General features: G+C 42.0%; 19 protein-coding genes and 1 pseudogene. 17 read left to right on the top strand and 3 right to left on the bottom strand.

What is annotated here, in order from left to right; genetic code table 11:
• Positions 1 to 82: 82 nt before the first annotated feature.
• Positions 83 to 2,485, bottom strand: coding sequence for a M14 family metallopeptidase (locus BABA_RS14475; protein WP_007085947.1), 2,403 nt, complete (start codon positions 2,483 to 2,485; stop codon positions 83 to 85).
• A gap of 856 nt (positions 2,486 to 3,341) precedes the next feature.
• Here BABA_RS14475 and BABA_RS14485 point away from each other — a divergent pair.
• Positions 3,342 to 3,935, top strand: a complete 594-nt coding sequence (locus BABA_RS14485) for a biotin transporter BioY (protein ID WP_007085949.1) — start codon at positions 3,342 to 3,344, stop codon at positions 3,933 to 3,935.
• Between the two features lie 140 nt (positions 3,936 to 4,075).
• A pseudogene (locus BABA_RS14490) lies at positions 4,076 to 4,544 on the top strand (nucleoside deaminase).
• Positions 4,545 to 4,660: 116 nt separating this feature from the next.
• Here the strand turns inward: BABA_RS14490 and BABA_RS14495 are convergent.
• Entirely contained in the window at positions 4,661 to 5,284 is a 624-nt protein-coding gene (locus tag BABA_RS14495; RefSeq protein ID WP_007085952.1) for a TetR/AcrR family transcriptional regulator, read from the bottom strand.
• Between the two features lie 157 nt (positions 5,285 to 5,441).
• Between BABA_RS14495 and kynU the strand changes: the two genes are divergently transcribed.
• The 14 genes from kynU (at position 5,442) to mglC (ending at position 23,205) form a co-directional block, all read left to right on the top strand.
• Positions 5,442 to 6,716 carry a kynureninase gene (gene kynU / locus BABA_RS14500; RefSeq protein WP_007085953.1) on the top strand — a complete coding sequence of 425 codons (1,275 nt, stop codon included), beginning with the start codon at positions 5,442 to 5,444 and terminating at the stop codon, positions 6,714 to 6,716.
• A 151-nt stretch (positions 6,717 to 6,867) separates the two neighbouring features.
• On the top strand, positions 6,868 to 8,256 hold the full coding sequence (locus tag BABA_RS14505; protein WP_007085954.1) for an amino acid permease: 1,389 nt from the start codon (positions 6,868 to 6,870) through the stop codon (positions 8,254 to 8,256).
• Between the two features lie 23 nt (positions 8,257 to 8,279).
• Entirely contained in the window at positions 8,280 to 9,119 is an 840-nt protein-coding gene (gene kynA / locus BABA_RS14510) for a tryptophan 2,3-dioxygenase (protein ID WP_007085955.1), read from the top strand.
• 50 nt (positions 9,120 to 9,169) lie between these two features.
• Positions 9,170 to 9,793 (top strand): arylformamidase, encoded by a 624-nt coding sequence (kynB, locus tag BABA_RS14515; RefSeq protein WP_007085956.1) that lies wholly within the window; start codon positions 9,170 to 9,172, stop codon positions 9,791 to 9,793.
• Between the two features lie 249 nt (positions 9,794 to 10,042).
• Positions 10,043 to 11,218: a galactokinase gene (locus BABA_RS14520; protein WP_007085957.1), complete on the top strand. Its 1,176-nt coding sequence runs from the start codon at positions 10,043 to 10,045 to the stop codon at positions 11,216 to 11,218.
• A gap of 26 nt (positions 11,219 to 11,244) precedes the next feature.
• Positions 11,245 to 12,732, top strand: coding sequence for a UDP-glucose--hexose-1-phosphate uridylyltransferase (galT, locus tag BABA_RS14525; RefSeq protein ID WP_007085958.1), 1,488 nt, complete (start codon positions 11,245 to 11,247; stop codon positions 12,730 to 12,732).
• Positions 12,733 to 12,753: 21 nt separating this feature from the next.
• Positions 12,754 to 13,812 (top strand): aldose epimerase family protein, encoded by a 1,059-nt coding sequence (locus tag BABA_RS14530; RefSeq protein ID WP_007085959.1) that lies wholly within the window; start codon positions 12,754 to 12,756, stop codon positions 13,810 to 13,812.
• 4 nt (positions 13,813 to 13,816) lie between these two features.
• Positions 13,817 to 14,806: a LacI family DNA-binding transcriptional regulator gene (locus tag BABA_RS14535; RefSeq protein ID WP_007085960.1), complete on the top strand. Its 990-nt coding sequence runs from the start codon at positions 13,817 to 13,819 to the stop codon at positions 14,804 to 14,806.
• Positions 14,807 to 14,931: 125 nt separating this feature from the next.
• Positions 14,932 to 15,933 (top strand): sugar-binding protein, encoded by a 1,002-nt coding sequence (locus BABA_RS14540; protein ID WP_007085961.1) that lies wholly within the window; start codon positions 14,932 to 14,934, stop codon positions 15,931 to 15,933.
• The gene (locus BABA_RS14545) at positions 15,933 to 17,387 is read left to right on the top strand and encodes a sensor histidine kinase (protein WP_007085962.1); all 1,455 of its coding nucleotides are present in this window, start codon (positions 15,933 to 15,935) and stop codon (positions 17,385 to 17,387) included. The genes BABA_RS14540 and BABA_RS14545 overlap by 1 nt, the downstream gene beginning before the upstream one ends.
• A 1-nt stretch (position 17,388) precedes the next feature.
• Positions 17,389 to 18,984: a response regulator gene (locus BABA_RS14550; RefSeq protein ID WP_007085963.1), complete on the top strand. Its 1,596-nt coding sequence runs from the start codon at positions 17,389 to 17,391 to the stop codon at positions 18,982 to 18,984.
• 233 nt (positions 18,985 to 19,217) lie between these two features.
• Positions 19,218 to 20,282, top strand: a complete 1,065-nt coding sequence (gene mglB / locus BABA_RS14555) for a galactose/glucose ABC transporter substrate-binding protein MglB (RefSeq protein WP_007085964.1) — start codon at positions 19,218 to 19,220, stop codon at positions 20,280 to 20,282.
• Positions 20,283 to 20,666: 384 nt separating this feature from the next.
• Positions 20,667 to 22,169: a galactose/methyl galactoside ABC transporter ATP-binding protein MglA gene (gene mglA, locus BABA_RS14560; protein WP_007085965.1), complete on the top strand. Its 1,503-nt coding sequence runs from the start codon at positions 20,667 to 20,669 to the stop codon at positions 22,167 to 22,169.
• 13 nt (positions 22,170 to 22,182) lie between these two features.
• Positions 22,183 to 23,205, top strand: coding sequence for a galactose/methyl galactoside ABC transporter permease MglC (mglC, locus tag BABA_RS14565; protein ID WP_007085966.1), 1,023 nt, complete (start codon positions 22,183 to 22,185; stop codon positions 23,203 to 23,205).
• An 85-nt stretch (positions 23,206 to 23,290) separates the two neighbouring features.
• Here mglC and BABA_RS14570 read toward each other — a convergent pair whose 3' ends face one another.
• Positions 23,291 to 24,352, bottom strand: a complete 1,062-nt coding sequence (locus tag BABA_RS14570) for a YeiH family protein (RefSeq protein ID WP_007085967.1) — start codon at positions 24,350 to 24,352, stop codon at positions 23,291 to 23,293.
• Positions 24,353 to 24,480: 128 nt separating this feature from the next.
• On the opposite strand from BABA_RS14570, the gene BABA_RS14575 reads away from it, so the two are divergent.
• On the top strand, positions 24,481 to 25,389 hold the full coding sequence (locus BABA_RS14575) for a LysR family transcriptional regulator (RefSeq protein ID WP_007085968.1): 909 nt from the start codon (positions 24,481 to 24,483) through the stop codon (positions 25,387 to 25,389).
• The last annotated feature ends 144 nt before the right edge of the window (positions 25,390 to 25,533 follow it).

The following is a 25,533-nucleotide window of genomic DNA, read 5'->3' on the forward strand; positions in this document are numbered from 1 at the left end:
GTTATTTTTCAAAAAGGTGAATATCAATTTCAAGTACTAAATAAAAGGAGTTGACCCCGAAAGGCCAACCCCTGTTTCAAAACTACTTGATGGTAATCGTTACAGAATTATAGTTTTTCCCGTTGCCTAGTGGATTGTAATTTTTCTCAATGTTTCCGGCGGCGTCAACGGAGAAATAATTGATCGTTGTCGTTTTATCGATTTTTAAGGTTTCTGCAAATTCACGGGTGCCGCTCAAATTGATTTTAGCTGATTGAAAGGTAGGACGGCTGCCGTCGAGTGTATAATAGACAGTGGCTGCCTCACTTGTATCAATCTTTACATCAACTGGGCCAGTGTATTTACCATTTCCAGGTGTAGCCTTTGAGGAAGGTGGCTGATGGTCTTTCGCATTATTGTAAGCTACCTTAATCATTCCAATTAGACCGTTTGAAAATTCCATCGCTTCTTCATGTCCTTCTGCAAATGTCGGTTGGAATCCAACTGCCTGCCATCTATTTGTATCCTTATTCCATAAATCTGCGCCAACTTCGAAATCCCAGGCGTATATGCCTTTTTCATACCATAGGTAGTCAGCAGAATTCCCGGCTGCCGAGTAGAGAACATCCGGAACTGGGCCGGTACGGCTTGGGAGTATGACTGTGCCGCGGTGATCCTGAATGTCGTTTAACATGATATCAGACACTGCCCAGTAAAATGCCTCTTCGCCAGCAGTTGGGCGGGGAAGTGTCTTGCGGTTTGCATCATAAGCACCAGGTGACCACATGAAGTAGCCGCCATAGCTATGAATATTCATCGCGAACTTAATGTTCGGGTTTTGGTCAGCAAGCCAAACAAGGTTCTTAGCTTCAGGCTCGGAGTTTTCGGCTGGACCAGCGTATGTGTCACTTGTACAAATTGTTGTTGATGCACCGATATAGCCATCAAAAGCAGAGCCAATAGAATGGTTGCGGTTAAGGTCAACTCCCCAATTATTACGGTAATTAGGGTCAGAGGCAGTTGGATCACAGTGATTTGTCATATTTTTACGCTGCATGTTGTAATCATTAAAGCTGAAGTTGGCACCATCAGGGTTTACGGTCGGAACGAGAAAAATATCAAGATTATCAACAAGCTTTCTCGTTCCGCTATCATGAGCATAGTTGCGCAGCAGTCGTTCAGCCGTTTCGATTGTCACGAGCGGCGTCACCCATTCACGAGCGTGTTCCTGAGCGTAGCCAAGGACACCTGGCTTTGACCCGTCACGGTGCTTGCCAATACGGATTGCTTTTACCGTGAAAGGATCACGGGAAACATCTGCAGGTGCCTTCAAGCCGTCTGTTAATTTCACAGTCGTTGGTGCAACCACCCCTGTTCCGGCATTACCGCGGTATGTAGTCGCAGTAACAAGCTGACCTGCTTGAGCATTTAATGCGTCGACTACTTGTTTTGCAGTGCTTGTTGCTTTGCCAGACGAATCAGTAGCCAAATCTACTAAAATCTTTTTACCATCCACAGTCACTTTTAGTGGTGCATTACTGGTTCCAGGATTCCTAAATTCTACTGATACATCGTTTCCGCCTTCATGGCCCCATGCTTTTGAGGAAACTACCACCGTGGTATTGGTTGTGCTGCCAATGGCTGCCTGAGCAAGACGTCGATATCCGTTTGTTTTATTGGGCATTTCAATAATATCTACTAAATTCGGAAACTCTTTCGCTAGTTTTTCTGCTCGCTCATAAAGTTCATTTGGTGCCATATAGTGATCTACAAAATCTGTGACATAATCTGTCTTTGGATGTTTCGGCTCTTGCCCAAGCCATTCAGTAACGGAGCTCGTAGCCGAACCGCCTAGATTGCTTTCAATTTTTACAGATAAGGGGGCAGCACTAACCGGCAAGAGCAAATAGTGATATAAATATTCGCCGTAATCTACTTTTCTGGAAAGTGTTGCTGATTTTTCTTCGCCGTTCTCGGTCCAAGTTGCTTTAAGTGCTGTGCTGGCTGTCGCACCCGAGCTTGATTTCACTTCGAGGTAAAGGAAGGTGCCCGATTGATTGGTAAAATGATTTGCCCTAAGGACCTTAAGCGTATCCTCGGAAGTTGCCAGACTTGCTTGCAGTTGAACAGCAGATTGCCGCTCTTCCACACGAGCATTCCATTGGTTTTCGGTAATCAGGGTCTCTTTTACATTGATGCCAAAAGTCTTTAACATGGCAATCTCCGATGGTGTGACAACGGCATCTACTTCATAAACACCATCGTGTTCTTCGATTCTGTGGGTAAGGTCAATACCAAGCTCAAGAAGCTTGTCCTTGGCATTATCATTTGGTACAACTAGTTGAACAATTGAGACAGACTCTTCCGCAGGCAGTGGCTGGTCAGGCTGTTCGACCGCTGCAGCGGGAATACTAAGGCCTGGGTAAAAAGTGGAGAATCCTAGTCCGGTTACAGTAGTCATAACCAATAAATTTCTTTTCCATTTCTGTTTTTTCTCTTTCGTCAAAAAAAATGCACCCCCAAATTTTTACAAAAAGTTATAGTACAAGCATATTGTAATTTGAATATTCCTAAAACCCTGTCGTAAAATCTGAGGTAGATTAATATTCGCTCAACAAAAATTTTAATATGAAAAAAAATACTTTATTTTAGTAGATTAAATAATAGGTTTATTTACCTGATTGAAAAGTCCTGTGCGATTTGACTAATCTAGTAATTTTGGAAGCTTTAAATTACTAGACTTTATTCCATAATACCTTCCAAAAATAGTGGGTTGATTTTTAACTGATTTTTTTGTTGAAATTTGTTGCCTTTTGTTTAATTTTGTAAAAGGAAAGTTGAATCGAAATATGCGAATTTGGGATTCTTTTATTTCAAAAACCATTAAATGCCTATCAACCTTTGTGCCAGTCCAACATTAAATAAAGAAACGAACTTTATTATGATTAGGATGATGGAGAATGGCAAAAAGAAACAGAGGAAAGACAATCAGCTACCTGCCTTCAAATGGACGGGGGACATGCCCACTATGTGAAAGAACCGGAATAAAGCTCCTGTATCCACATAAAACAGAAACAAACCAAACCATCAAAGTCTGCAAAAACTGCCGGCATAAATAGATGCTGGGAAGTGGTGCCTGACACCATTGCTACCACTACCACCATGGCAAACAAACGAAAGAAAGGATTGGGTGATTTATCGGCCCAATCCTTTCTGTTTTCATTACAATATGCGCTCAATTCATTTTAATCTAGGTTTTAGTGATTGTTAACCTAAATAATTTTTTAGTTGACAATAGGGTATCCCAACATTTATTTTAAAATTATAAGAATTCATTATAAATTGGGGTTGGGGGAATAAATATGAAGAAGTTAAGGGCACTTGATTTAACGCTTGCAGGAATGTTTGTGGCGCTAATGGCCATTGGTGCGAACATTGCTACGATTGCTCCATTTTTACAAGTTGGCGGGGTTCCGATTACACTGCAAACCTTTTTTGCTATTTTAGCAGGGGCTATTTTGGGCAGTCGGTTAGGATCGATTGCAATGACCGTTTATATGTTAGTGGGATTTGTGGGTGTTCCAGTCTTTGCTGGATTTATCGGAGGGCCAGCCATCATCTTCCGGCCAACCTTTGGCTTTATTATTTCCTATATCTTCACTGCGTTTATCATTGGGAAAATAGTCGAGAAGAAGAAAAGTATGGCTGCCTTTATCATAGCCGCCTTAATCGGGATGTCTGTTAACTACCTATTCGGAACAAACTGGATGTACTATGCTTATAAACTCTGGGCAGCAGCACCGGAAGGATTTACATACAAAATGGCATGGCTCTGGATGGTTGCCCCGCTGCCGAAAGATATCATACTCGCCATCTTCGCCGGAATCATGGCCCATCGCCTAGAAAAAACCGTCCTCTCAAAAGGACATTTTAAACATTTAAAACGTGCTTCATAACTTAATGGTGACAGGCACCGCTTGCGGTGCCTGTCACCATTTTTGTGTCGGTATGAAATGTGATTAATTCCCATTCTTTTTCCCCAGCTGAGATAATATCTTTAGGATGAAGGATGTGTCTAAAAGATGGGGGGCTGATCATGCGAGAAGAAATATTTATGAAGATTGCGGTAGATATTGCATATGAAAATGTAATCACAAATGGCGGCGGTCCGTTCGGAGCCATTGTGGTAAAAAATGGGCAGATAATCAGTCGGCCGTAACCAGGTGACCATTATAAAGGATCCGACCGCACACGCTGAGATGCAAGCCATTCGGGCTGCATGTAAGGTTTTGAATAGCTACCAATTGACAGACTGTGAGCTATATACGAGCTGTGAACCGTGCCCGATGTGTCTCGGAGCCATTTTTTGGTCAAGACTAAAAATAGTTTACTATGGTTGTACGAAAGAGGATGCTGCAAAAATTGGATTTGACGATCAATTTATCTATACACAACTAGACCTCCCCCCGAATCAGCGAAGTATCCCTATGTACCGAGTTCTCCCGCCAAATACTTATGCACCCTTCAACGCTTGGATTAGCAAACCGAACAAGAAGAAATATTAAGGGGTGTCAGGCACCATTTATAGACAGCAGTCCACCAGACGCGGACACCCAAAAAGGCATTATCCATTGGATGATGCCATTTTGCTGTTTCTAGCATGATAACGAATTCCAGCTTTTTAGATGTAAAGTCCGTTCGCATAAACGGCGGTCATGGTTTGGGCGATTTCTTCGACAGTTCCTTGGTGTTCATTGCGGACGATTTCCCATAGGTACATTTCATTGGTGAAGAACCAGCCTCTGGCGACGAGCGAGTTGTTTAGTTCGGCTCTAGCAAGCCCGCAGGCTTGAGCAAATGCGATGTCCTTCGAGATCCGCTGAATGAATTTTTCGCGGATGGCTCTCCACTTTGTTGAAATGGAATGGGAAATCCCAATAGCTTGTTCAAACAACTGCATCATTCTTCGCTCAGTTTCAGCCATTTTTAAAAATGCCGTTGCCTGCAAAAGGATAATCTGCCGGGCTTCTTCCTTTGTTTCTGGAACAAACGACACTTCGGCAATTTCATAAAATTTCTCCATAACATCATCCATCAAGACCATAAGAATTTCCTCTTTGCCTTCAAAATGAACATAAGCAGTACCATACCCAATCCCAGCCTTTTTGATCATTTGTGATATCGTTCCTTTTTGAAAACCTTCCTCAAGAAAAACTTCCCTGGCCGCTTCAAGCAGCTTTTGCTTTGTCTTTATGGAACGCAAATGACGTTTGTCGACCACATCAGGTTTTCCATGCATATCCATATCCAAATCCCCCCGTACTTTCTACTATCAAGCATATAAGGATTTGTCCAAAAATAAAAGTGGTTACAACATTAGTAATTTTCTGAATTATAATGTTGACACGATGTCATGTTTATTGTTATAGTTTCCTCAAGCAATAAAAAGGGGGAATATCATAATGATGCAACCGACTTTAGAGTATACCAAGCGGTTGGATAAGGAGGACTCGCTCAGTAAATTTCGCGAGGAATTTTATCTTAGGCAGGGTACGATTTATATGGACGGAAATTCGTTGGGACTGCTGTCGAAGCGGGCGGAACGGGCACTTCTCGAATCGGTAGAAGATTGGAAGGAACATGGAATTGATGGATGGACGAAAGGAAAACACCCATGGTTCGACCTTTCTGAGAGATTAGCAGATTTATTGGCACCGCTGGTAGGTGCTGCAACTGAAGAGGTAATTGTAACCGGTTCCACGACTGTTAATCTTCATCAGCTGGTGGCAACATTTTATCAGCCGCAAGGAAAACGGACGAAAATTTTAGCGGATGAGCTGACATTTCCGTCTGATATTTATGCACTGCAAAGCCAGCTTCGCATTCATGAGTATGATCCGGATCAGTATTTGATCCGTGTAAAAAGCAGGGACGGCCGCATAATTGAAGAGGAGGATATCATTGAAGCGATGACCGATGAGGTTGCTTTAATTATTCTTCCAACGGTCCAGTATCGCAGCGGGCAAATCCTTGATATGAAACGGTTAACGGCAGAAGCTCACAAGCGCGGAATATTAATTGGTTTTGACGGCTGCCATTCTGTCGGCGCAATTCCTCATTCATTTAGTGAATGGGATGTGGATTTTGCTTATTGGTGCAATTACAAATATTTGAACGGCGGGCCGGGAAGTGTCGGCGGACTATATGTCAACCGCAAGCATTTTGGCACGAACCCAGGGTTGGCCGGATGGTTTGGATCCCGTAAGGACAAGCAGTTTGACCTTGAGCATACTTTCACACCTGCGGAAACGGCAGGAGCTTATCAAATTGGAACACCGCATGTGTTAAGCATGGCACCGCTGCTTGGCTCCCTGGAAATTTTCGTAGAAGCAGGAATTGAAAATATTCGTAAAAAATCGCTTGAGATTAATCAGTATTTTATGGATTTGATTGAGGTGGAGCTGACGGGACTTGGATTTGAAATTGGAAATCCGCGCACCGATGCGCGCCGAGGCGGCCATGTCTGCCTTGAGCATCCGGAAGCGGCACGAATCTGCAAATCTTTGAAGGAAAACGGGATTATTCCGGATTTCCGTGCCCCGAACGTGATTCGTCTTGCACCAATTGCGCTATATACTTCCTATGAAGATGTTTGGAACGTAGTTCAGATTTTGAAAAAGATTATGCTTGAGAAACAATATGAGAAGTTTGCGAATGGACGGGAAATTGTGGCGTAAATTTATTCGCGGATAAACGGCCCAGATCCGCGGATAAAACCCAAAAATTCGTGGATAACGTATTATTTTACAATTTTAAAAAAGCCGCGGTGCCAAAAAACGACACTGCGTCTTCCAAAAAAAACTTCGAACAAAGGAAAGGTGGGGACTTATGGAGAATAACATGGAAAAGGGATTAAAGCGGGAGTTAAAAACAAAGGAGCTGACGATGATTGCGATGGGGTGTGCCATCGGAACCGGTCTGTTCCTCGGAAGCGGTCTTGCCATCAGTACAGCAGGGCCAGGGGTGCTGATCAGTTATGCACTTGGGGCGTTTATTGTGTTGCTTCTTATGGGCTGCTTAGCAGAAATGACAGTTGCTCATCCATCATCAGGTTCATTTGGACTTATAGCCGAAAAGTACATTCACCCGATGGCTGGTTATCTCGTCCGCTATTCCTACTGGGTTGCCAATGTATTGGCAGTCGGTGTTGAAGTCAGTGCGATTGCCGTCTATATGAAATACTGGTTCCCGGGAGTTCCGGGTATCGTTTGGATTTTGCTGTTTGGAGCCGTGCTAATTTATGTAAACGCTACCAGCGTACACACTTTTGCCACCTTTGAATACTGGTTTTCGATGATTAAAATTAGTGCGATTGTTGGTTTTATTTTACTAGGAGCCTATGTTTTGTTTGGGTCCTCAGGCGGTTCCAAGCTGGGGCCTGAAAATTTCACAAATGACGGTGGATTTCTTCCGTTTGGATTTAAGGGTGTATGGATTGCTGTCTTTATTTCTCTTTTTAGCTTTTTAGGAACCGAATTGATTGCCGTGACCGCAGGCGAAGCAAAGGATCCTGATGTTGCCGTACCAAAAGCATTGAAGGCAACAGTATTCCGTCTTTCTACCTTTTATGTCATAACGCTCGCCATCATGTTGATGATTGTTCCATGGAAAAGTGCAGGTGTGGATAAAAGCCCATTTGTAAAAGTAATGGAGATTTTAAACATCCCTGGTGCGTCCGGAATTATGAATTTTATTATTTTAACCGCAGCATTATCGGCAATGAACAGCCAATTGTATGCATCAACAAGAATGGTATTTTCCTTGTCACAGTCAAAATTTGCTCCTGCTATTTTCAGCAGAATCAATAAAAAAGGTGTGCCGCACACAGCACTGGCTGTTTCTGCCCTTGGTATTATTGTAGCCGCCGTGGTTAGTGCGGTTTTCCCGGGAACTTCCTATGCCTTCATGATGGGGATTTCCATGTTCGGTGCGATTTTTACTTGGTTAATGGTGTTTATCTCGCATTTATTTTTTCGAAAAGTGTGGGAAAAATCAGGCGGCCGCAAGCTGCCAGTGAGAATGATTGGTTTCCCATATTTGACTGTTCTTGGGGCGTTTCTGTTGGTAAGTCTGATGGTAACCACTTGGTTTACACCTTTTAAAATTTTACTTCAGTTCGGCATCCCATGGCTTGTGTTTTTAACGATTGTGTATTTCGTTTTTCATAAAAAAAGAGTGGATACAGCTTCCCAACAGGATATGGTGGTAGAAGATTAATCGAGCTTTAGGAGGTCAATAAAATGGAAAACTTAGTGAATAAAAACTTAGAAAAAGGCATTCAATTAGACTTTCAAAAAGAAATGTCTTATGGCGATTATCTTCACCTTGATAAAATTTTATCGAGCCAGCATCGGCTTTCGAGCCACCATGATGAAATGTTGTTTATTATCATCCATCAGACGAGTGAGCTGTGGATGAAGTTGATTTTGCATGAAGTGAATGCGGCCATTGAGTGTATCCGCCGCAATGAATTGGAGCCTTCGTTTAAAATGTTGTCGCGTGTTTCGCGGATTCAGCAGCAGCTGATTCAGTCGTGGAGTGTTCTGTCGACCCTGACTCCATCCGAGTATATGCAATTCCGTGATAAACTTGGTCATTCCTCAGGATTTCAATCCTATCAAAATCGCTTGATTGAGTTTGCGTTAGGAAACAAGAACGCTCGGACTCTTGCTGTCTATCAGCATCAGCCTGAGTTGTATCCGGTGATGGTGGGGGCTTTAAACGAGCCGAGTATATATGATGCTGCGATTTCTGCGCTTGTGGCGCATGGGTTATCGGTGGATGAAGAAGCGCTAAACCGTGATTGGTCGCAAAATTATGAACCGAATGCGAGTGTCGAGGCGGCATGGCTAACTGTGTACCGTAATACAGACCAATATTGGGATTTGTATGAGCTGGCGGAGAAGTTGGTGGATATCGGCAACCAGCAGCAGCTCTGGCGTTTTAATCATATGACAACAGTGGAAAGAATTATTGGTAATAAAATAGGAACTGGCGGTTCGTCTGGGGTTACATATTTAAAAAAAGTGCTGGATCACCAATTTTTCCCTGAGTTGTTGAGTTTGCGGACGAAGCTGTAGGTTGTGCGTCTTAACAAAAATCATAAAAAGTAGACTAGGAGGATATTCACATGTATCCTTGGATTGATATTTCACAAAGGCTAGAAAACCAAATCGCTGTCTGGCCGGGAGACACTCCGTTTATATACAAAGTCAATTGGAGTAAAGCAGAAAGCGGTTCGGTCAATGTCGGGCAAATCACGATGAGCACCCATACCGGTACCCATATTGATGCCCCGTTCCATTTCGATGACAATGGAAAAAAAGTCATCGATCTTGACGTGAATCTTTACATTGGCAAGGCCCGTGTGATTCATTTGCCGAACCCGTCATCGATTGGGATAAAAGAACTATCCGGCTATGAGCTTGACGGAGTAACCCGGCTGTTAATCCGAACCGATTTCTGGAAGGATCGGCAACAGTTTCCAAACACAATTCCAGAGATTGAACCCGAACTAGCCTCCAATTTAGCAAAGCTCGGCGTCCGTCTCCTTGGACTTGATTTACCATCGGTCGACCCGATTGACAGCAAAGAACTCACTGCACACCACGAACTAACCCGCTATGGAATCCATATCCTAGAGGGATTGGTATTAGACCACGTGGAACAGGGAGAATATGAATTAGCCGCTCTCCCCCTGCCAATTGTAGAAGCTGACGGAAGCCCAGTCCGTGCGGTAGTACGGAAAACCTAAAATCGGCAAAATTCGGGTGATGCCCGAGACAAAAGGGTGTCAGGCACCATTTATGTACAGTATTCCGCCTAAGGTGGACACTTAAGAAAGGCATTATCCATTGGATGATGCTTTTTTGCTGTTTTTTAAGATTAATTTTCGTCTTTTTTTAGTAAAATTTTTAGTAAAAATATTGTTAAATTATACTTATGGAGGTAGAATAAAGATAGAAAAAACCACAGGGATTACATCCATTGGAGGGACATTAAAATGAACGTTTCGACACTAAACAAAACATTTAATGAAATATTTGCTGCGGCACCTGAGAAGGCTTTCTTTGCCCCAGGCCGGATTAATTTAATTGGCGAACATACCGATTATAATGGCGGATATGTATTTCCATGTGCAATTACATACGGAACCTATGCGGTTGCGAGAAAGTGTGAAGACAAAAAAGTCCGCTTGTACTCGGAAAATTTTCCCGATAAAGGGATTATTGAGTTTAACTTAAACCAATTAGATTACGATAGAGAACACAATTGGGCAAACTATCCCAAAGGAATGATTCGCTACATGATTGAAGCTGGGTATGAAGTTCCATCAGGCTTTGAGTGTGTCATACAGGGCAATATTCCAAATGGTGCAGGGCTTTCATCTTCTGCTTCTATTGAAATATTAACAGGAGTCCTTGTTGCTGGACTGTTTGGATTGGAGATTCCACGGATTGATCTCATCAAGCTGGGTAAAAAGGTTGAGAATGAATTTATCGGTGTAAATAGCGGCATTATGGATCAATTTGCGGTTGGAATGGGTAAAAAGGATGCAGGAATTTTACTAGATTGCCAGACACTTACATATGAATACGCACCGATTCAATTGGAAAATCACAAAATCATCATTATGAATACAAACAAGCGCAGGGAGTTGGCGGATTCAAAATACAACGAACGCAGATCGGAATGCGAGGAAGCATTAGCCCAGCTTCAGCGTAAACTTCCAATTGAAGCACTCGGACAGCTTTCTGAGTCCGAATTTGAAGAAAACCAATCTTTAATAACCAATGAAACTGTCCGCAAGCGGGCAAAACATGCTGTTTATGAAAATGTAAGAACATTGAGGGCGTTAGAAAAATTGAAAGCTGGAAATCTAGAGGCATTCGGCCAATTGATGAATCAATCGCACATTTCTCTCCGTGACGACTATGAAGTAACGGGGCTAGAACTTGATACGCTAGTGGAGGCTGCTTGGAGGCAACCCGGGGTAATAGGTGCCAGGATGACAGGAGCTGGGTTCGGTGGTTGTGCTATCGCCATCGTAGAAAACGTAGAAGTTGAAAACTTTATTGCCAACGTGGGTGCTGTGTATCTTGAAAAGATTGGTTACAAGGCAGAATGTTATGTGGCCAGTATTGGCGATGGGGCAAAAGAAATTGAATTAGTGTCCTAATAGTAACTAAGAATGGGGGGATTAAGATGATATTTCAATATATCCACCAATTGATCACACAAGCGTTAACTACTCAATTAATTGAGCTAGAAGACGAAATGTATGCACGGAATCAAGTTCTGTCACTCCTTCATTTACCAGAATATAAGGAAACTGAAGCAGCAGTGAACATGGATATGGATATTCCTGATCTGCTTGAAAGCATTGTTGATTATGCCTGCGAACAGGGAATTATTGAAGATCTTTTTGACGAAAAAGAAATCTTTTCTAGTAAAATTATGAATTGTTTTATTGCCAGACCTTCCAGTGTGAATCAGTTCTTTTACGAAAAATATCAACAGGATCCACATGAGGCCACACGGTACTTTTATGAGTTAAGCAAAAATAGCAACTATATCCAGATGAAGCGAATTCGTCAAAATATCGAGTACAAAGCCGCCACGGAATACGGCGATTTAGACATTACCATTAATCTATCGAAGCCGGAAAAGGATCCAAAGAGTATCGAACTTGAGCGTGCAATCCAAAAGTCGGACTATCCGAAATGCCTCCTCTGTATTGAAAATGAGGGATATGCAGGAAGAGTCGGCCACCCTGCCCGCTCCAATCATCGGATGATTCGGGTGAATTTAGTGGAGGAGAACTGGTATCTGCAATATTCTCCATATGTCTACTATAACGAGCATTGTATTGTTTTATCGGAAAAACATACAGATATGAAAATCAGCCCGGCAACATTTGCCAGACTTTTATCCTTTGTTGAGCAATTTCCACATTACTTTTTGGGTTCTAATGCAGACATTCCAATTGTGGGAGGCTCGATTTTATCACATGAGCATTACCAAGGCGGGAATTATCAATTTGCGATGGCGAAGGCGGAAGATGACTGGACGTTTACAATGGAAAATTTCCCGGAAGTGGATTGTGCTGTTGTCAAATGGCCAATGTCGGTGATCCGTTTGCGTTCAAAAGATGTCGAAGTGCTTGTAGAAGCGGGGGCCCATATTTTAGCCAACTGGAAAAATTACAGTGATGAAATGGTAGGTATATTGGCGAAAACAGGTGCGACACCGCATAACACGATTACACCGATTGCTCGTAAGAATGGTGACCTTTTTGAACTAGATTTGGTTCTTCGCAACAACCGGACGAGTGAGGAACATCCACTGGGTGTCTTCCATCCACATGCCGATGTGCATCATATTAAAAAAGAAAACATTGGCCTGATTGAGGTGATGGGTCTTGCCGTGTTACCGGCACGCTTGAAAACGGAAATTGAAGAGGTAGAAAAATTCATCCTTGGCAGGGACGATGCACAGGTTGCCGACTATCATGTAAGTTGGGCGGAAGAATTAAAGGCTCGCTATCAGGCTGTTGTCGACAATGACAACGTGGAAGCAATTGTGCGGGAAGAAGTAGGGAAAAAGTTTTTGAGAGTACTAGAAGATGCCGGGGTATTTAAGCGGGATGAAGAGGGGGCAGCTGGATTCCTGCGCTTTATTAAGTCATTATGAAAAGTAAGGAAGTGAGTATAAATGAAAATTGAAGAAAGAGTATTTGGCAATTACGAAGGTACATCCGTCATAGAATATTCCCTTATCAACGATTCAGGCATGACCGTCCACTGTCTAAATTACGGTTGTGTGATTACAAAAATAATTGTCCCTGACCGTCATGGCAATTTTGAAAATGTGGTGCTTGGATTTGAAGAGTTTGAGGATTACGTAGAATTGTCCCCATACTTTGGGGCGGTTGTTGGTCGAGTGGCGGGCAGAATCAAAGATGCTAGGTTTGAACTGGACGGTAATGAGTACCTCCTTGCGGACAATGAGCACCCCAACCATATACATGGTGGGAGAAAGGGCCTTAGTTCAGTAGTTTGGGAGACAGAATTCATACAAGAGGAAAATGCAGTTGGCGTGAAATTTGTGTACCATAGTCCAGATGGGGAAGAAGGATACCCTGGCAATTTAGACACAACGGTCACATATCTTTTAAATAATAAAAATGAATTAATCACTACCTTTGAAGGAAAAACTGATCAAACGACAATCGTCAATTTAACCAATCATTCCTACTATAATCTAAGCGGCAATTTAAAGAGAGATTGTTCTGAGCATATTTTAAAGCTGGATAGTAATCGTTTTTTAGAGCTAGCCCCTGATCTGATTCCAACAGGGCAAGTGTTGAATTCGAAGAATACCTCATTTGATTTTCAATACGGCCGCAGATTATTGTCGGGGATTAATTCGACGCATCCGCAAAATATACTTGTGGGGAACGGGTATGATCATCCGCTTATTTTTACAAAAGAGGGTGAAAATCAGATTGTATTAAGTGATGAGGAAAGTGGCCGCACAATGCTAGTCACTACGAACCAGCCGTGTGTGGTGCTCTATACATCCAATCAATTAGAAGCTCCTTTTTCGATCTCGGGTGTTCGGGCAAGAAAATATTTGGGTGTTTGCCTTGAAACACAAGGACTGCCTGATGCTATTCATCATCCAGAGTTTCCGTCTGTTATTTTACAGCCGGAGGAAGTATACTATTCCACAACAACGTATCGTTTCTTTTCTAACACAATAGGAGACTGATTGAATGGCTACGATTAAGGATATTGCCCAACTTGCGGGTGTTTCGATTGCGACTGTATCCCGCGTGTTGAATTATGACACAACGCTTTCTGTCGGCGACGAAACTAAGAAGAGGATTTTTGAAGCAGCGGAGGAGCTTTCATATAAGAAGAAGCCGGTGCGAAAACAGGAGTCCGGGAAGATTGCCCTGCTGCAGTGGTATACAGAAAAAGAAGAACTTGAGGATTTATACTACATGTCAATCCGACTTGGCGTAGAGAATCGCTGCCGGCAACTTGGCTTTCAATTAGATAAGTATTTTCAGGATAACTATGAAGAGTTAAAGAGTGATGAGATTCAAGGGCTGGTCGCCATTGGAAAGTTTAGTAAAAGACAAGTAAAAGAGCTCCATTCCATTACCAATCATATTGTCTTTGTTGATTCCGCACCCGATGATGAGCGGTTTGATTCGATTGTCATTGATTTTGAAAAGGCAACTGAAAAGGTTCTGGAACACTTCGTTGAAAAAGGCCATGAAAAAATTGGCTATATCGGCGGGAGAGAGTGCTTTAAGGATAAAACGTCTATCATTGAAGATCGAAGGGAGCAGGCGTTTAAGCGCTATTTAGGGGAAAAAGGGTTATTAGATGAAGCATTTATGTATAGTGGAACTTTTTCAGCAGATGATGGTCATACCTTAATGCAAAAGGCTATACAGCAACATGGAGAAAATCTGCCTTCCGCCTTTTTTGCCGGGAATGATTCGATTGCCGTCGGTGCGCTTAGGGCACTGTTGGAGGAAGGAATCGCGGTTCCGCAAAGGGTAAACATCATTGGGGTCAACGACATCAGCATCTCAAAATATGTTTACCCATCCTTAAGCACAGTTAAGGTTTATACGGAACTCATGGGCGAAACAGCCGTAGATACACTGATGGAACGAGTTGATGGCAGAAAGACTGCCAAAAAAATCTTCATTGCAACCAAACTGGTTATTCGAAATAGCAGTTTTTAATCAAAAACCCGTCAAATATTTGGCGGGTTTTTGGTATTGTCGAATTTTCGGATGTTCCGTATAATGTTTTTATCTAGGTTGGCAGCGGTTACATGTGCAGAAGGCAGAGGAATTGGGGATGTTCTATGAGCAAATTATCGATTACGGCCTATACGTTTGGTGTGTTATTTTTCATAGTGAGTTGCTCATTTTCAATCTTCTATGGCATTAAGGTAGTGACCCATGACTTGCCAAGTGAGAAGAAGACGCAAGAAAAGTATAACTATCATTTTGTTCTTATTCCAGAAGAGCTTGATAATGAATATTGGCGTCTTGTCGAGAAGGGGGCAAAGGCAGCTGCTGAGGATTATGGGGTTATGCTGGAATACGTGGGGCCAAAACAGGCCAATATTGAGGATCACTTAAAAACGATTGAAATGTCGGCGGCCTCAAAAGTGGATGGAATCATGACCCAAGGTTTGAGTGACGAGCAATTCACACCGTTAATTAATCGGGTTGTTGAGAAGGGGATTCCCGTCATCACGGTTGATACCGATGCCGCTAATAGTAACCGAAAGGCCTATATCGGAACCGACAATTATTATTCTGGATATTTGGCTGGGAAGGCATTAATTGCCGATACAAAGGGTAGAGCCAATGTTGCGATCATCACGGGGAGTTTTTATAAAAATCATCAGATCAAGCGCGTCCAGGGTTTTCAAGATGCGGTAAAGCCGGAAGAAAATATTCATATTATTGATATACAAGAATCAGAAATTAGTAGAGTTCAAGCAGCCGAGAAGGCTTATCAAATCGTACAAGAACACCCTGAGGTCAATGCATTTTACGGGACAAGTGCCCTTGATGGGATTGGGATTGCCCAAGTGGTCAAAAAATATAGAAAGAACGAGCAAATCTATATTATGGGGTTTGATACCTTGCCGGAAACACTAAATTACATTCGTGAAGGGATTATCAATGCCACCGTTGTACAGGAACCATTTGAAATGGGCTATGAATCAGTGAAAATGATGATTGATTTAATTGAAGGAAAAAAGGTTCCTTCCGTTATCCATACAAATACCAAGATTTTACGGGCAGGAGATTTACCACCCGCATCTCGGAAGCGAATGGAGGGGAACCATTAATGTTATTTCGAATCAGATCGAAATTGCTCCTTTATTTTATCGTTCTAGTTGTTTTGTTAACTTCCGTTGGGTTCATTTTTTACAACAGTAGTGAAAAACTTGTGAATGAATATGATAATAGTTTTGAACGCTTCCTGCTGTTAAATGATATCTCACAACGAACAAATGTAATGACCGAAAAGCTGCATGCGTATATTTTAGATAAGGAAGAATCCTATTTAAAAGATTATCGTAAAGAAAAGGTAAAGCTGATCAGGGATCAAAAGAGACTCTATAAAGAAATGAATACCAACGATATTACCCTCATCAATTATAAAAATATGATTGATAGCTTTTTAGATGAAGGGGATGCAACCGTTGGGGCTTTCCAGAAAGATGATATTAACCATTATTCCAATCATTTTAATGAAGTGTTAAAAATTGCTGCTTTCCTGCAAGAGAGTACATTGGCGCTATTAAATAATAAATTAACGGACTATCAAAACTTTTACGACCAGATGGAAAAGCAAAACCATTATTATAAACTTATGTCCCTCTCTCTGTTTGCTGCGGCCTTCTTTCTTAGCACTTTGCTAGCGTTATGGATTTCCGGCGGAATCACCAAACCGATTAGTCTATTATCTAAAGCAGCTAAGGAAATTTCTAAAGGGAATTTGTCGGGAGCGGATATTAAAATTACGACAAAGGACGAACTGAAGCCGCTAACAGAGACTTTTAACCAGATGCGGACGAATCTCAGACATCTTGTTACGGAAATTAAACAAAAGTCAGAATTAGATAAACTGTTAAAAGAATTGGAGTTACGTAGTTTGCAAAATCAAATCAATCCTCATTTTCTGTTCAATACGTTGAATACGGTTTCAAAAATGGCGTATTTGGAAGAGGCAGAACAGACTTCGCGGTTGATCGTATCTGTGGCTGCATTACTGCGCTATAATCTCAGTGATTTCAATAAAGCCTCTACCCTGAGAGAGGAAGTGCGGATTGTAAAGGAGTATTTTTTTATCCAGCAAACAAGATTTGGCGAACGGATTGAATTTGTAACGGACATCGACGACAGTTGTTTAGATATTGAAATTCCAAGTCTAATTCTCCAGCCGCTGGTTGAAAATGCCTTTATTCATGGGGTTGAATCGTATGAAGAAAATGCGGAAATCCGTCTCCATATTTACCGGCAACAAGACCGGATTCATGTAGAAGTGATTGATAATGGGGATGGAATGGATGAGTCGACTAAAAAGAGATTGCTCACCTATGTCGAGGGGACGGAAGCGGAAGAGATATCCGAACCGGAAAAATCAAAGGGTCACTCAACGGGTATTGGCGTAAAAAATGTGATTAGACGGCTCCAGCTCTTTTACCAGCGGAACGACATTGTCGAAATTGAATCCGAATTGAAAAAGGGCACCAATTTTAGACTGACGATTCCTAATGTGGCAAAGGGAGGAAGCTAGCTTGTTGAAAATTCTCATTGTGGATGATGAAGTCCTTGAACGAAAAGCATTAACGAAAATAATTAACAGCTCTGTGGAAGACGTAATCGTGATTGGAGAGGCTCCAAATGGCAGAAAGGCGATTGAAATGGCGGTGGAGCATCGGCCGGATATTATTTTTATGGATATTAAAATGCCCGGCATTGATGGTGTCCAAGCGGTCAAGGAAATCAAAAAACTGGATTCCCGCGTTCGGTTTATCATGGTTTCCGCCTTTAACACGTTTGAATATGCCAAGGAAGTCATGCAGCAGGGGGTCAAGGAGTACCTATTAAAGCCAAGCAGTAAAGAGGATATTCTTGCAGCGGTAGAGCGCATTTCGGGCGAAATTCTGGAGGAACACAGGCAGAAAGAAGAGCAGCAAAGCTTGCGAGAAAATTTGGATCGAGCCGTTTCAATTGCGCAAAAGGAGTGGGTCACTTCCTTACTGATGAATCAAGTTCAAGATATGACATTTGATGACTGGGGCCAGCTATTAGGGGTTGAAATCATTTCCGGACATGTGATGCTTTTTTCTTTTCAGCCAATAGGAAGTACGGAACTTTCCTCAACGGAAAAGCAGGCCTGGTTTTCATGGTTTAAAGCTGCCGTTAAGTCTAATGTGAAAAAATATCAAGTCATGGTTGGGTCAATCACAGATGGACAAGTACCGGTTTTATTTTTATATAAAAAAACAACGGAAAAACTGCATTTTAGATCAAATGCACAGTCCATTATTGAAAATCTGCTTACTCTTTTTAATCAGGAGCGGTTCAACGCTGAATTAAGGATTGGTGTCGGACTCCCTTACAATCATGCGAATGAGCTCAATAAATCCTATCATGAAGCTGTTTTAGCACTTGGGCAGCTGGTAAAAATGCCAAATCGGAAATATTTATTTTGCGAAAAACAGGGACTCGCTCTTTCTGCGGAAGCTCCTACAAAATCAGCTGTTCTAGAAATAGAGAAAAAGCTACTAGATGCAGTTCGGCAGGGAGACGTCAATCAGGTTCTTTTAACATTTGATACGTTTGTTACCAAGCTTAAAGACAATCCGCATGTCAAAGCACCAATGGTGAAAAAGTCCTTTGATGAATTGTTTATTCTCATTTCCCGTATGCTTCATGATCTGGGAATCAGCACTGAACAGACACAGGTACATAATGAATTTGAAGATATTCAGGTGATGATTGAAAAGGGAAAATCCCATCTTGTGGCAATCGTCCAACAGGTTCAGGTATGGCGGAACAATCACGCAAAGGGAATGCTCCATAAGGCAAAAGAATATATTGAACATCATTATGACAATTCGATTACTTTGGAATTAGTGGCCGAATTTGTGGAGCTTAGCCCGTTTTATTTAAGCAAGTTATTTAAAGACCGCTTTGGGATGACCTTTATTGATTATTTAACGGAAATTAGAATTAATCATGCCAAAAAGGAAATGGTCAATCCAGGGAAAAGCCTGAAGGAAATCTGCTATTCAGTAGGGTATAAGGATCCGAATTATTTTAGCCGAGTATTTAAAAAGACAACAGGATTATCCCCGACGGAATATCGAAAAGTAACGGTAAGTTAATTTTTGCAAAAAGAGGCCCATTCGCTGCAGTGCGAATGGGCCACTTTTTTTAAAAAATTACAATTGTATTACAAAATAATCTAGATAATCACAAATATGTGCTATTGTTTGGAACTATTTCCATGGCGTCACCGATGTTACCATGTGTGTAAGGGTTTACATGAAGGCAAGTTAAGCGGTTTGAGAAGCCGCTTACCAGGGTCTTTACTAAATGGAAAAAGGAGAATGAGAACATGGGTAAGAAGAAAAAAGGGTTAATTTTATCTTTAACGGTTGCATCTAGTATTCTATTAGCTACTGGCTGCAGCAGTTCAACAAGCGGTTCGGATTCTGGTAAGAGTAAGGGAGGCAGCGATCTTCCTGCTGTTGGGGCAACGATCTATAAGTTTGATGACAACTTTATGTCCTACGTGCGCCGTGCCATGGAAGATTCCGCAAAAGATAAAGTAAAACTGATGTTGAATGACTCGCAAAATGACCAAGCTAAACAAATTGAGCAAGTGGATACGCTCATTGCCAAAGGTGCAAAATCTTTAGCTATTAACCTTGTTGATCCAAAAGCTGCGCAAACGATTGTGGACAAAGCGAAGCCAAAAAATATTCCTGTTATCTTCTTTAACAAAGAGCCGGATGCAAGTGTATTAAAGGGTTATGATAAAGCTTACTATGTGGGAACAACTTCTTCAGAATCAGGTGTCCTTCAAGGCGAATTAATCGCAAAGGCATGGGAAGCAAACAAAGATAAATATGATAAAAACAAAGATGGCAAACTTCAATACGTATTACTAAAAGGTGAGCCAGGGCACCCAGATGCTGAAGCTCGTACGAAATTTGCTGTGGATACGGTAAAACAAAAAGGAATCCAAGTAGAAGAGTTAGCAATGGATACAGCGATGTGGGATGCAATGAAAGCAACTGAAAAAATGGATGCTTGGTTAGCAAAATACAGCGACAAAATTGAATTTGTTATTGCCAACAACGACGGTATGGCACTAGGTGCGATTGCTTCGCTTGAAAAAGCAGGGTACTTCTCCGGTGATAAATATATGCCAGTTGTAGGTGTTGACGCCATTCCAGAAGCACTTGAAATGATTGAAAAAGGAAAAATGGTTGGTTCGATTTTAAATGATGCGAAAAACCAAGGGAAAGCAACTGTTGAGCTTGCTGCAAACGCTGCAAAAGGTAAAGACGTATTAGATGGAACGGAGTGGAAGCTGGACGATAAGAAAGCCGTTCGTGTTCCTTATGTTGAGGTAACAAAGGATAACATCCAAGTTGGTAAGGACGCTTACAAGTAAGAAAAGCGGAAGCGCCTTGAACAGGGGCGACAGGCATAAGACGAGCCGGCGAGAAGGCTGCTTTTTAGCCTTCTTGACGGATTGGCCTATGACCCCGAGCCCCTAGGCGCTGAAGCTGGACAGTAAGAAATGCTGAAGCTGGACAATAAGATTTAGCAGATGCCTAGATAGTTAGATGAAGAGGAAGCGCCAGTCCTGGGGCCGGAGATTTTAAAGCCCCAAGGCGCTCTTCGAACGAAGGAAAAGATTCTGCTTTTCCTTCGTTCGGGGTATTGCTTCTAATTGAAGCTGGACAACGACCGAATAAAAAGATTATTTCAATAGATATGGGACTCACATTCAAAGTCTCATATTTTTTAAATGGGTAAGCGAGGAGGTTCGCACATGTCTGAAGCGAGTACAACCAATTTACTTGAAATGCAAAGTATCACCAAACGATTTCCCGGTGTAATCGCCCTCAATAATGTATCACTCAAGGTTAAGGCTGGATCCGTACATGCCTTAATGGGCGAAAATGGGGCAGGAAAGTCAACATTAATGAAGTGTTTATTTGGGATTTATTCGATGGATGAAGGCAAAATTCTTTTTGAAGGAAAAGAAGTGGCATTTGCAAATTCAAAGCAGGCGCTTGAAAGCGGTGTGTCGATGGTGCACCAGGAATTGAACCAGGTACGGCAGCGCAATGTCATGGATAATATTTGGCTTGGCCGGTATCCGAAAAAAGGTGTCTTCATTGATGAGAAGAAAATGTATGAGGACACAAAAGCGATTTTCAAAGGGCTTGATATTCAGATTGACCCGCACAGCAAAGTTAGCACCTTATCCGTATCGGAAATGCAAATGGTGGAAATCGCAAAGGCTGTCTCGTACGGTTCGAAAATCATCGTCATGGACGAACCAACATCATCCCTAACGGAAAATGAAGTGAACCATCTGTTCACCATCATTCGAAAACTACAGAGCGACAATGTTGCCATCATCTATATTTCACACAAAATGGAAGAAATTCTGAAGATTTCCGATGAAGTGACAATTATGCGTGACGGCCAGTATATTGCAACGAAAAGTGCGAAGGATTTAACAACAGATGAAATCATCAAGTTGATGGTTGGACGTGATTTGTCACAGCGCTTCCCTGAAAAAATAAACAAGCCGGGAGAAATGATCCTGAAGGTATCTGATTTGACGGCGGAAACGCAGCCTTCTTTTTCAGAGGTAAGCTTTGAGTTAAGGAAAGGTGAAATTTTAGGAATTGCCGGTCTGGTTGGCTCTAAGCGAACCGAGGTACTTGAGTCCATCTTTGGGATGAGATCGTTAAAATCCGGAACGATTGAGTTGAATGGTAAGGTGGTAAAAAATCCTTCACCGCAGCACGCCATCAAAAACGGCTTTGCCCTTGTAACGGAAGAACGAAGAACGACCGGAATTTTCCCAGAGTTAAGCATCAGCTTCAATTCAATTATCTCCAACATGGGGCATTATCGAAAAGGGCCATTCCTATCCGATGGAAAAGTAAAGGAAGATACACAATGGGTCATTGATTCCATGAAGGTGAAGACGCCTACACAAAAAACATCGATTGGCAGCCTCTCGGGTGGTAACCAGCAGAAAGTTATTATTGGACGCTGGCTATTAACGAAGCCGGATGTATTATTGCTTGATGAACCAACACGGGGGATTGATGTTGGGGCAAAGTTTGAAATCTATCAACTTATTAACCAATTAGCTGCAGAAGGAAAGGGCATTATCATGATTTCTTCCGAAATGCCTGAGCTTTTAGGTGTATCTGATAGAATTTTAGTCATGAGTAATGGAAAAGCAGCTGGAATCGTAGAGACGGCCACAACCTCTCAGGAAGAAATCATGCGATTAGCAGCGTTGTATTAGGAGGCGGGGAGAAATGAATACACAGGCTTCAAAGAAAGCAAATGTATCTAAATGGCTTGTTGATAATGTAATATATGTAGTTTTAGTCCTTCTCGTAGTCGGGATTGTCTTTGCTTCTCCTGACTTTTTATCGATGACGAATTTAATCAATATTTTATCTCAATCATCGTCAAGGATTATTATTGCCCTTGGGGTTGCCGGGATTTTAATTACAGCTGGTACAGACCTTTCAGCGGGACGAATGGTTGGCCTTGCCGCCGTTATATCAGCATCCATGCTGCAGGCTGGGGATTATGCTTACAAAATGTATCCCAACTTGCCTGAATTACCGCTTTTTGTCCCGATTATCATTGCAATGCTTGCAACAGGCTTTATTGCTGCATTAAACGGTGTGATTGTATCAAAATTTCACGTGCCGCCATTCATTGCGACACTAGGTATGATGATTGGTGTATACGGACTGACTTCGATTTACTTTGACCGCCCGCCATATGGTGCACAGCCAATCGGCGGTTTAAGCGAAAAATTTACCACCTTTGCCCAGCGTGGATTAAAAATTGGTTCATATGAATTCCCGTACCTTATTCTTTATGCCATTATTGTTTCGCTTATCATCTGGGTGATTTGGAATAAAACCCAGCTTGGTAAAAACATGTATGCGATTGGCGGAAACCCGGAAGCGGCTAAAGTTTCGGGCGTAAACGTCGCAAGAAATCTGATCATTATTTACACGATTGCCGGTCTTCTTTACGGCTTAACTGGTACATTAGAAGCTGGGCGTGTTGGCAGTGCAACGAACAACACAGGTAATATGTATGAATTAGATGCGATTGCGGCCTGCGTAGTCGGTGGAGTATCACTATCTGGCGGGATTGGAACCGTCCCTGGCGTTATCACAGGGGTATTGATTTTCCAAGTTATCAACTACGGACTAGCGTTCCTAGGCGTAAGCCCATACATCCAATTCATCGTAAAAGGCCTAATCATCATCGTCGCCGTCGCCTTCGACATGCGCAAACACGCCAAGAAAAAATAACCAAAAGGGTGTCAAGGCAATGGTGCCTGACACCCTTTAGTAGTTGCCGGTAGTGTTAATGGTGTCAGGCACCATTTCTACTCTTTTAAGCAATAAAATAGGAAATAACTGAAAGTATAACAGATGTGATTAACATGGCAATCAGCGGACGTGCAGCCTTTGTTCGGAGATCGCGTAGGCTTACATTCAAGCCAAGACCGACCATTGCTGTTGTCAGAATAAAGGTAGTGGCGTTTGCAACCACATCCATGGCAGCTTTTGATACCGGAATAGATTTACCAAGAACATAACTTCCAAACAAACTCATCAATATAAAACCAATTAGAAACCAAGGAAATTCAATTTTTGTATCCCCAGCGCTCCCGGAACTTTTTCTTTTTACCCAATACATTAAGATAAAGCATAATGGAACAAGCAGCAGCACCCGGCCTAATTTTGCCAAAAGGGCAATGGCTAACCCATCCGGACCTGCCGGAGCCCCGGCTAAAGCGACATGGGCAATTTCGTGAAGGCTGATCCCGCTCCAAATTCCATAATCTATCGCCGATAACGGAAGGAAAGGTCTTAGAATCGTATAGGTAATCGAAAAAATTGTCCCAACCAATGCAATAATTCCTACACCAATGGCTGTGTCTTCATCTTTGGCTTTTACAATTGGTGAAACGGCTGCAATTGCTGCCGCCCCACACACTCCAGTACCGACACCAAGGAGCAGGACGAGTGAGCTTTCAGCTTTCAGCAATTTTCCCAGCCAAACGGTAAAAAGAATAGCAAAGACAATGACACCTACATCACGTGCAAGCAAACCTAGTCCTTGATGAAGCACGATATCAATATTAAGTTTTAATCCGTATAAAATAATTGCAAAACGTAAAAACCGCTTCGATGAAAATTGAATCCCCGTGCGCAATTTTTCAGGATAACCGAAAAATTGTCGATACATGACCGCAATCACAATGGCACATGCGAGTGGCCCCACATGATCAAAGCCAGGGACTTTTGATAATATATAGCCGAATACCGCTATAATTACGGTAAAGGTAATTCCTGCAAACCATAACCATCCGGAAGGCTTAGGTTCCGGCCTTTTTTGCTGTTGTTCGGCCAGTTCATTCATAGATAAACCTTTGGCACTTTGGCTCCCCATATCCTATCACCTCAGTTAATTTTTCTCTCCATAGAATACTCCTGAATTGTGTATAAGTAAAATAAAGATATACAATAGGAATAATAAGTAAATTGATATAAACAAAAAAGACGAATGGAGGAGACACAGTGGATCAACATTTAGAGGTGTTTATTAAGGTCGTGGAAAAAGAGAACTTTTCTAAAGCGGCAGAAGAGCTGCATATGACACAGCCGGCAGTCAGTCAATATATTCGAGCACTGGAGGAAACAATTGGCACGAGATTATTGGAACGGAGTAATAAGTTTGTTCGTTTAAATAAGGCCGGTGAGATTGTCTATCACCATGCCAAAGAAATAGTAGCACTCTATACAAAGATGCACTATCTAGTCGATGATCTGACAAATAACGCAAGCGGTCCAATTGCGATTGGAGCGAGCTACACCTTTGGCGAATATATCCTCCCGCATATTATTGCTAGAATGCAGCTACAGTCGCCACTTATCAGCCCAACCATTAAGATCCATAATACCAAGGAAATCATTGATCTAGTCAGTTCTTATCAATTAGATATCGGAGTTATTGAAGGGGTTTTTAAGGACGACAGTCTGAATGCAGAAATTGTTTCTGAAGATAAAATGGTCATTGTTGCTGCACCCCACCATCACTTATTGAAAAAGAAAAATGAAATTGATTTTTCAGAACTAGCCGGTGAAACGTGGATTCTGAGGGAGAAGGGCTCAGGAACAAGGGAGGCAGCGGATAATCTGTTTCAACTGAATGAATTTGCTCCGGGAAAAATCATGGAATTTGGGAGTACACAACTGATAAAGGAATCTGTTGAGGCAGGACTGGGAATCAGTTTAGTATCTCGTTGGGCTCTTGATAAGGAATTAGCCAATGGATATTTGGGAGAAGTACAAGTGAGAGGACTGCCATTTAAACGGAACTTTTCCATCCTTACCCGATCACTTTTTCAAACAAAAGCTTTAAAAGTGTTCATTGAAACATTAAGGGAATATGTAGCATCAGCGGGACATGAAAGGAAGCACCTTTAACGTTTACATAACTTGAGTATGGCAATTTATCATACACAATATAAGAAAATTTATATGGAAGGTTTTATGTTTTGTCTAATGACAGGCCTAGGTAGTAGTGTATAATTGATATGTTAACTGAATATTCACATATATCTGGTTACC

The sequence above is a fragment of the Neobacillus bataviensis LMG 21833 genome (assembly GCF_000307875.1).
GTDB lineage: Bacteria > Bacillota > Bacilli > Bacillales > Cytobacillaceae > Neobacillus > Neobacillus bataviensis.

Bases quoted from the DNA above. Each gene is read 5' to 3' on its own strand.
- mglB (WP_007085964.1), top strand. From the start codon at position 19,218: ATGGGTAAGAAGAAAAAAGGGTTAATTTTATCTTTAACGGTTGCATCT.
- BABA_RS14505 (WP_007085954.1), top strand. From the start codon at position 6,868: ATGGAGAATAACATGGAAAAGGGATTAAAGCGGGAGTTAAAAACAAAG.
- BABA_RS14495 (WP_007085952.1), bottom strand. From the start codon at position 5,284: ATGGATATGCATGGAAAACCTGATGTGGTCGACAAACGTCATTTGCGT.
- kynB (WP_007085956.1), top strand. From the start codon at position 9,170: ATGTATCCTTGGATTGATATTTCACAAAGGCTAGAAAACCAAATCGCT.
- mglA (WP_007085965.1), top strand. From the start codon at position 20,667: ATGTCTGAAGCGAGTACAACCAATTTACTTGAAATGCAAAGTATCACC.
- BABA_RS14485 (WP_007085949.1), top strand. From the start codon at position 3,342: ATGAAGAAGTTAAGGGCACTTGATTTAACGCTTGCAGGAATGTTTGTG.
- BABA_RS14520 (WP_007085957.1), top strand. From the start codon at position 10,043: ATGAACGTTTCGACACTAAACAAAACATTTAATGAAATATTTGCTGCG.
- BABA_RS14540 (WP_007085961.1), top strand. From the start codon at position 14,932: ATGAGCAAATTATCGATTACGGCCTATACGTTTGGTGTGTTATTTTTC.
- BABA_RS14545 (WP_007085962.1), top strand. From the start codon at position 15,933: ATGTTATTTCGAATCAGATCGAAATTGCTCCTTTATTTTATCGTTCTA.
- galT (WP_007085958.1), top strand. From the start codon at position 11,245: ATGATATTTCAATATATCCACCAATTGATCACACAAGCGTTAACTACT.
- BABA_RS14530 (WP_007085959.1), top strand. From the start codon at position 12,754: ATGAAAATTGAAGAAAGAGTATTTGGCAATTACGAAGGTACATCCGTC.
- BABA_RS14535 (WP_007085960.1), top strand. From the start codon at position 13,817: ATGGCTACGATTAAGGATATTGCCCAACTTGCGGGTGTTTCGATTGCG.
- kynA (WP_007085955.1), top strand. From the start codon at position 8,280: ATGGAAAACTTAGTGAATAAAAACTTAGAAAAAGGCATTCAATTAGAC.
- kynU (WP_007085953.1), top strand. From the start codon at position 5,442: ATGATGCAACCGACTTTAGAGTATACCAAGCGGTTGGATAAGGAGGAC.
- BABA_RS14570 (WP_007085967.1), bottom strand. From the start codon at position 24,352: ATGGGGAGCCAAAGTGCCAAAGGTTTATCTATGAATGAACTGGCCGAA.
- mglC (WP_007085966.1), top strand. From the start codon at position 22,183: ATGAATACACAGGCTTCAAAGAAAGCAAATGTATCTAAATGGCTTGTT.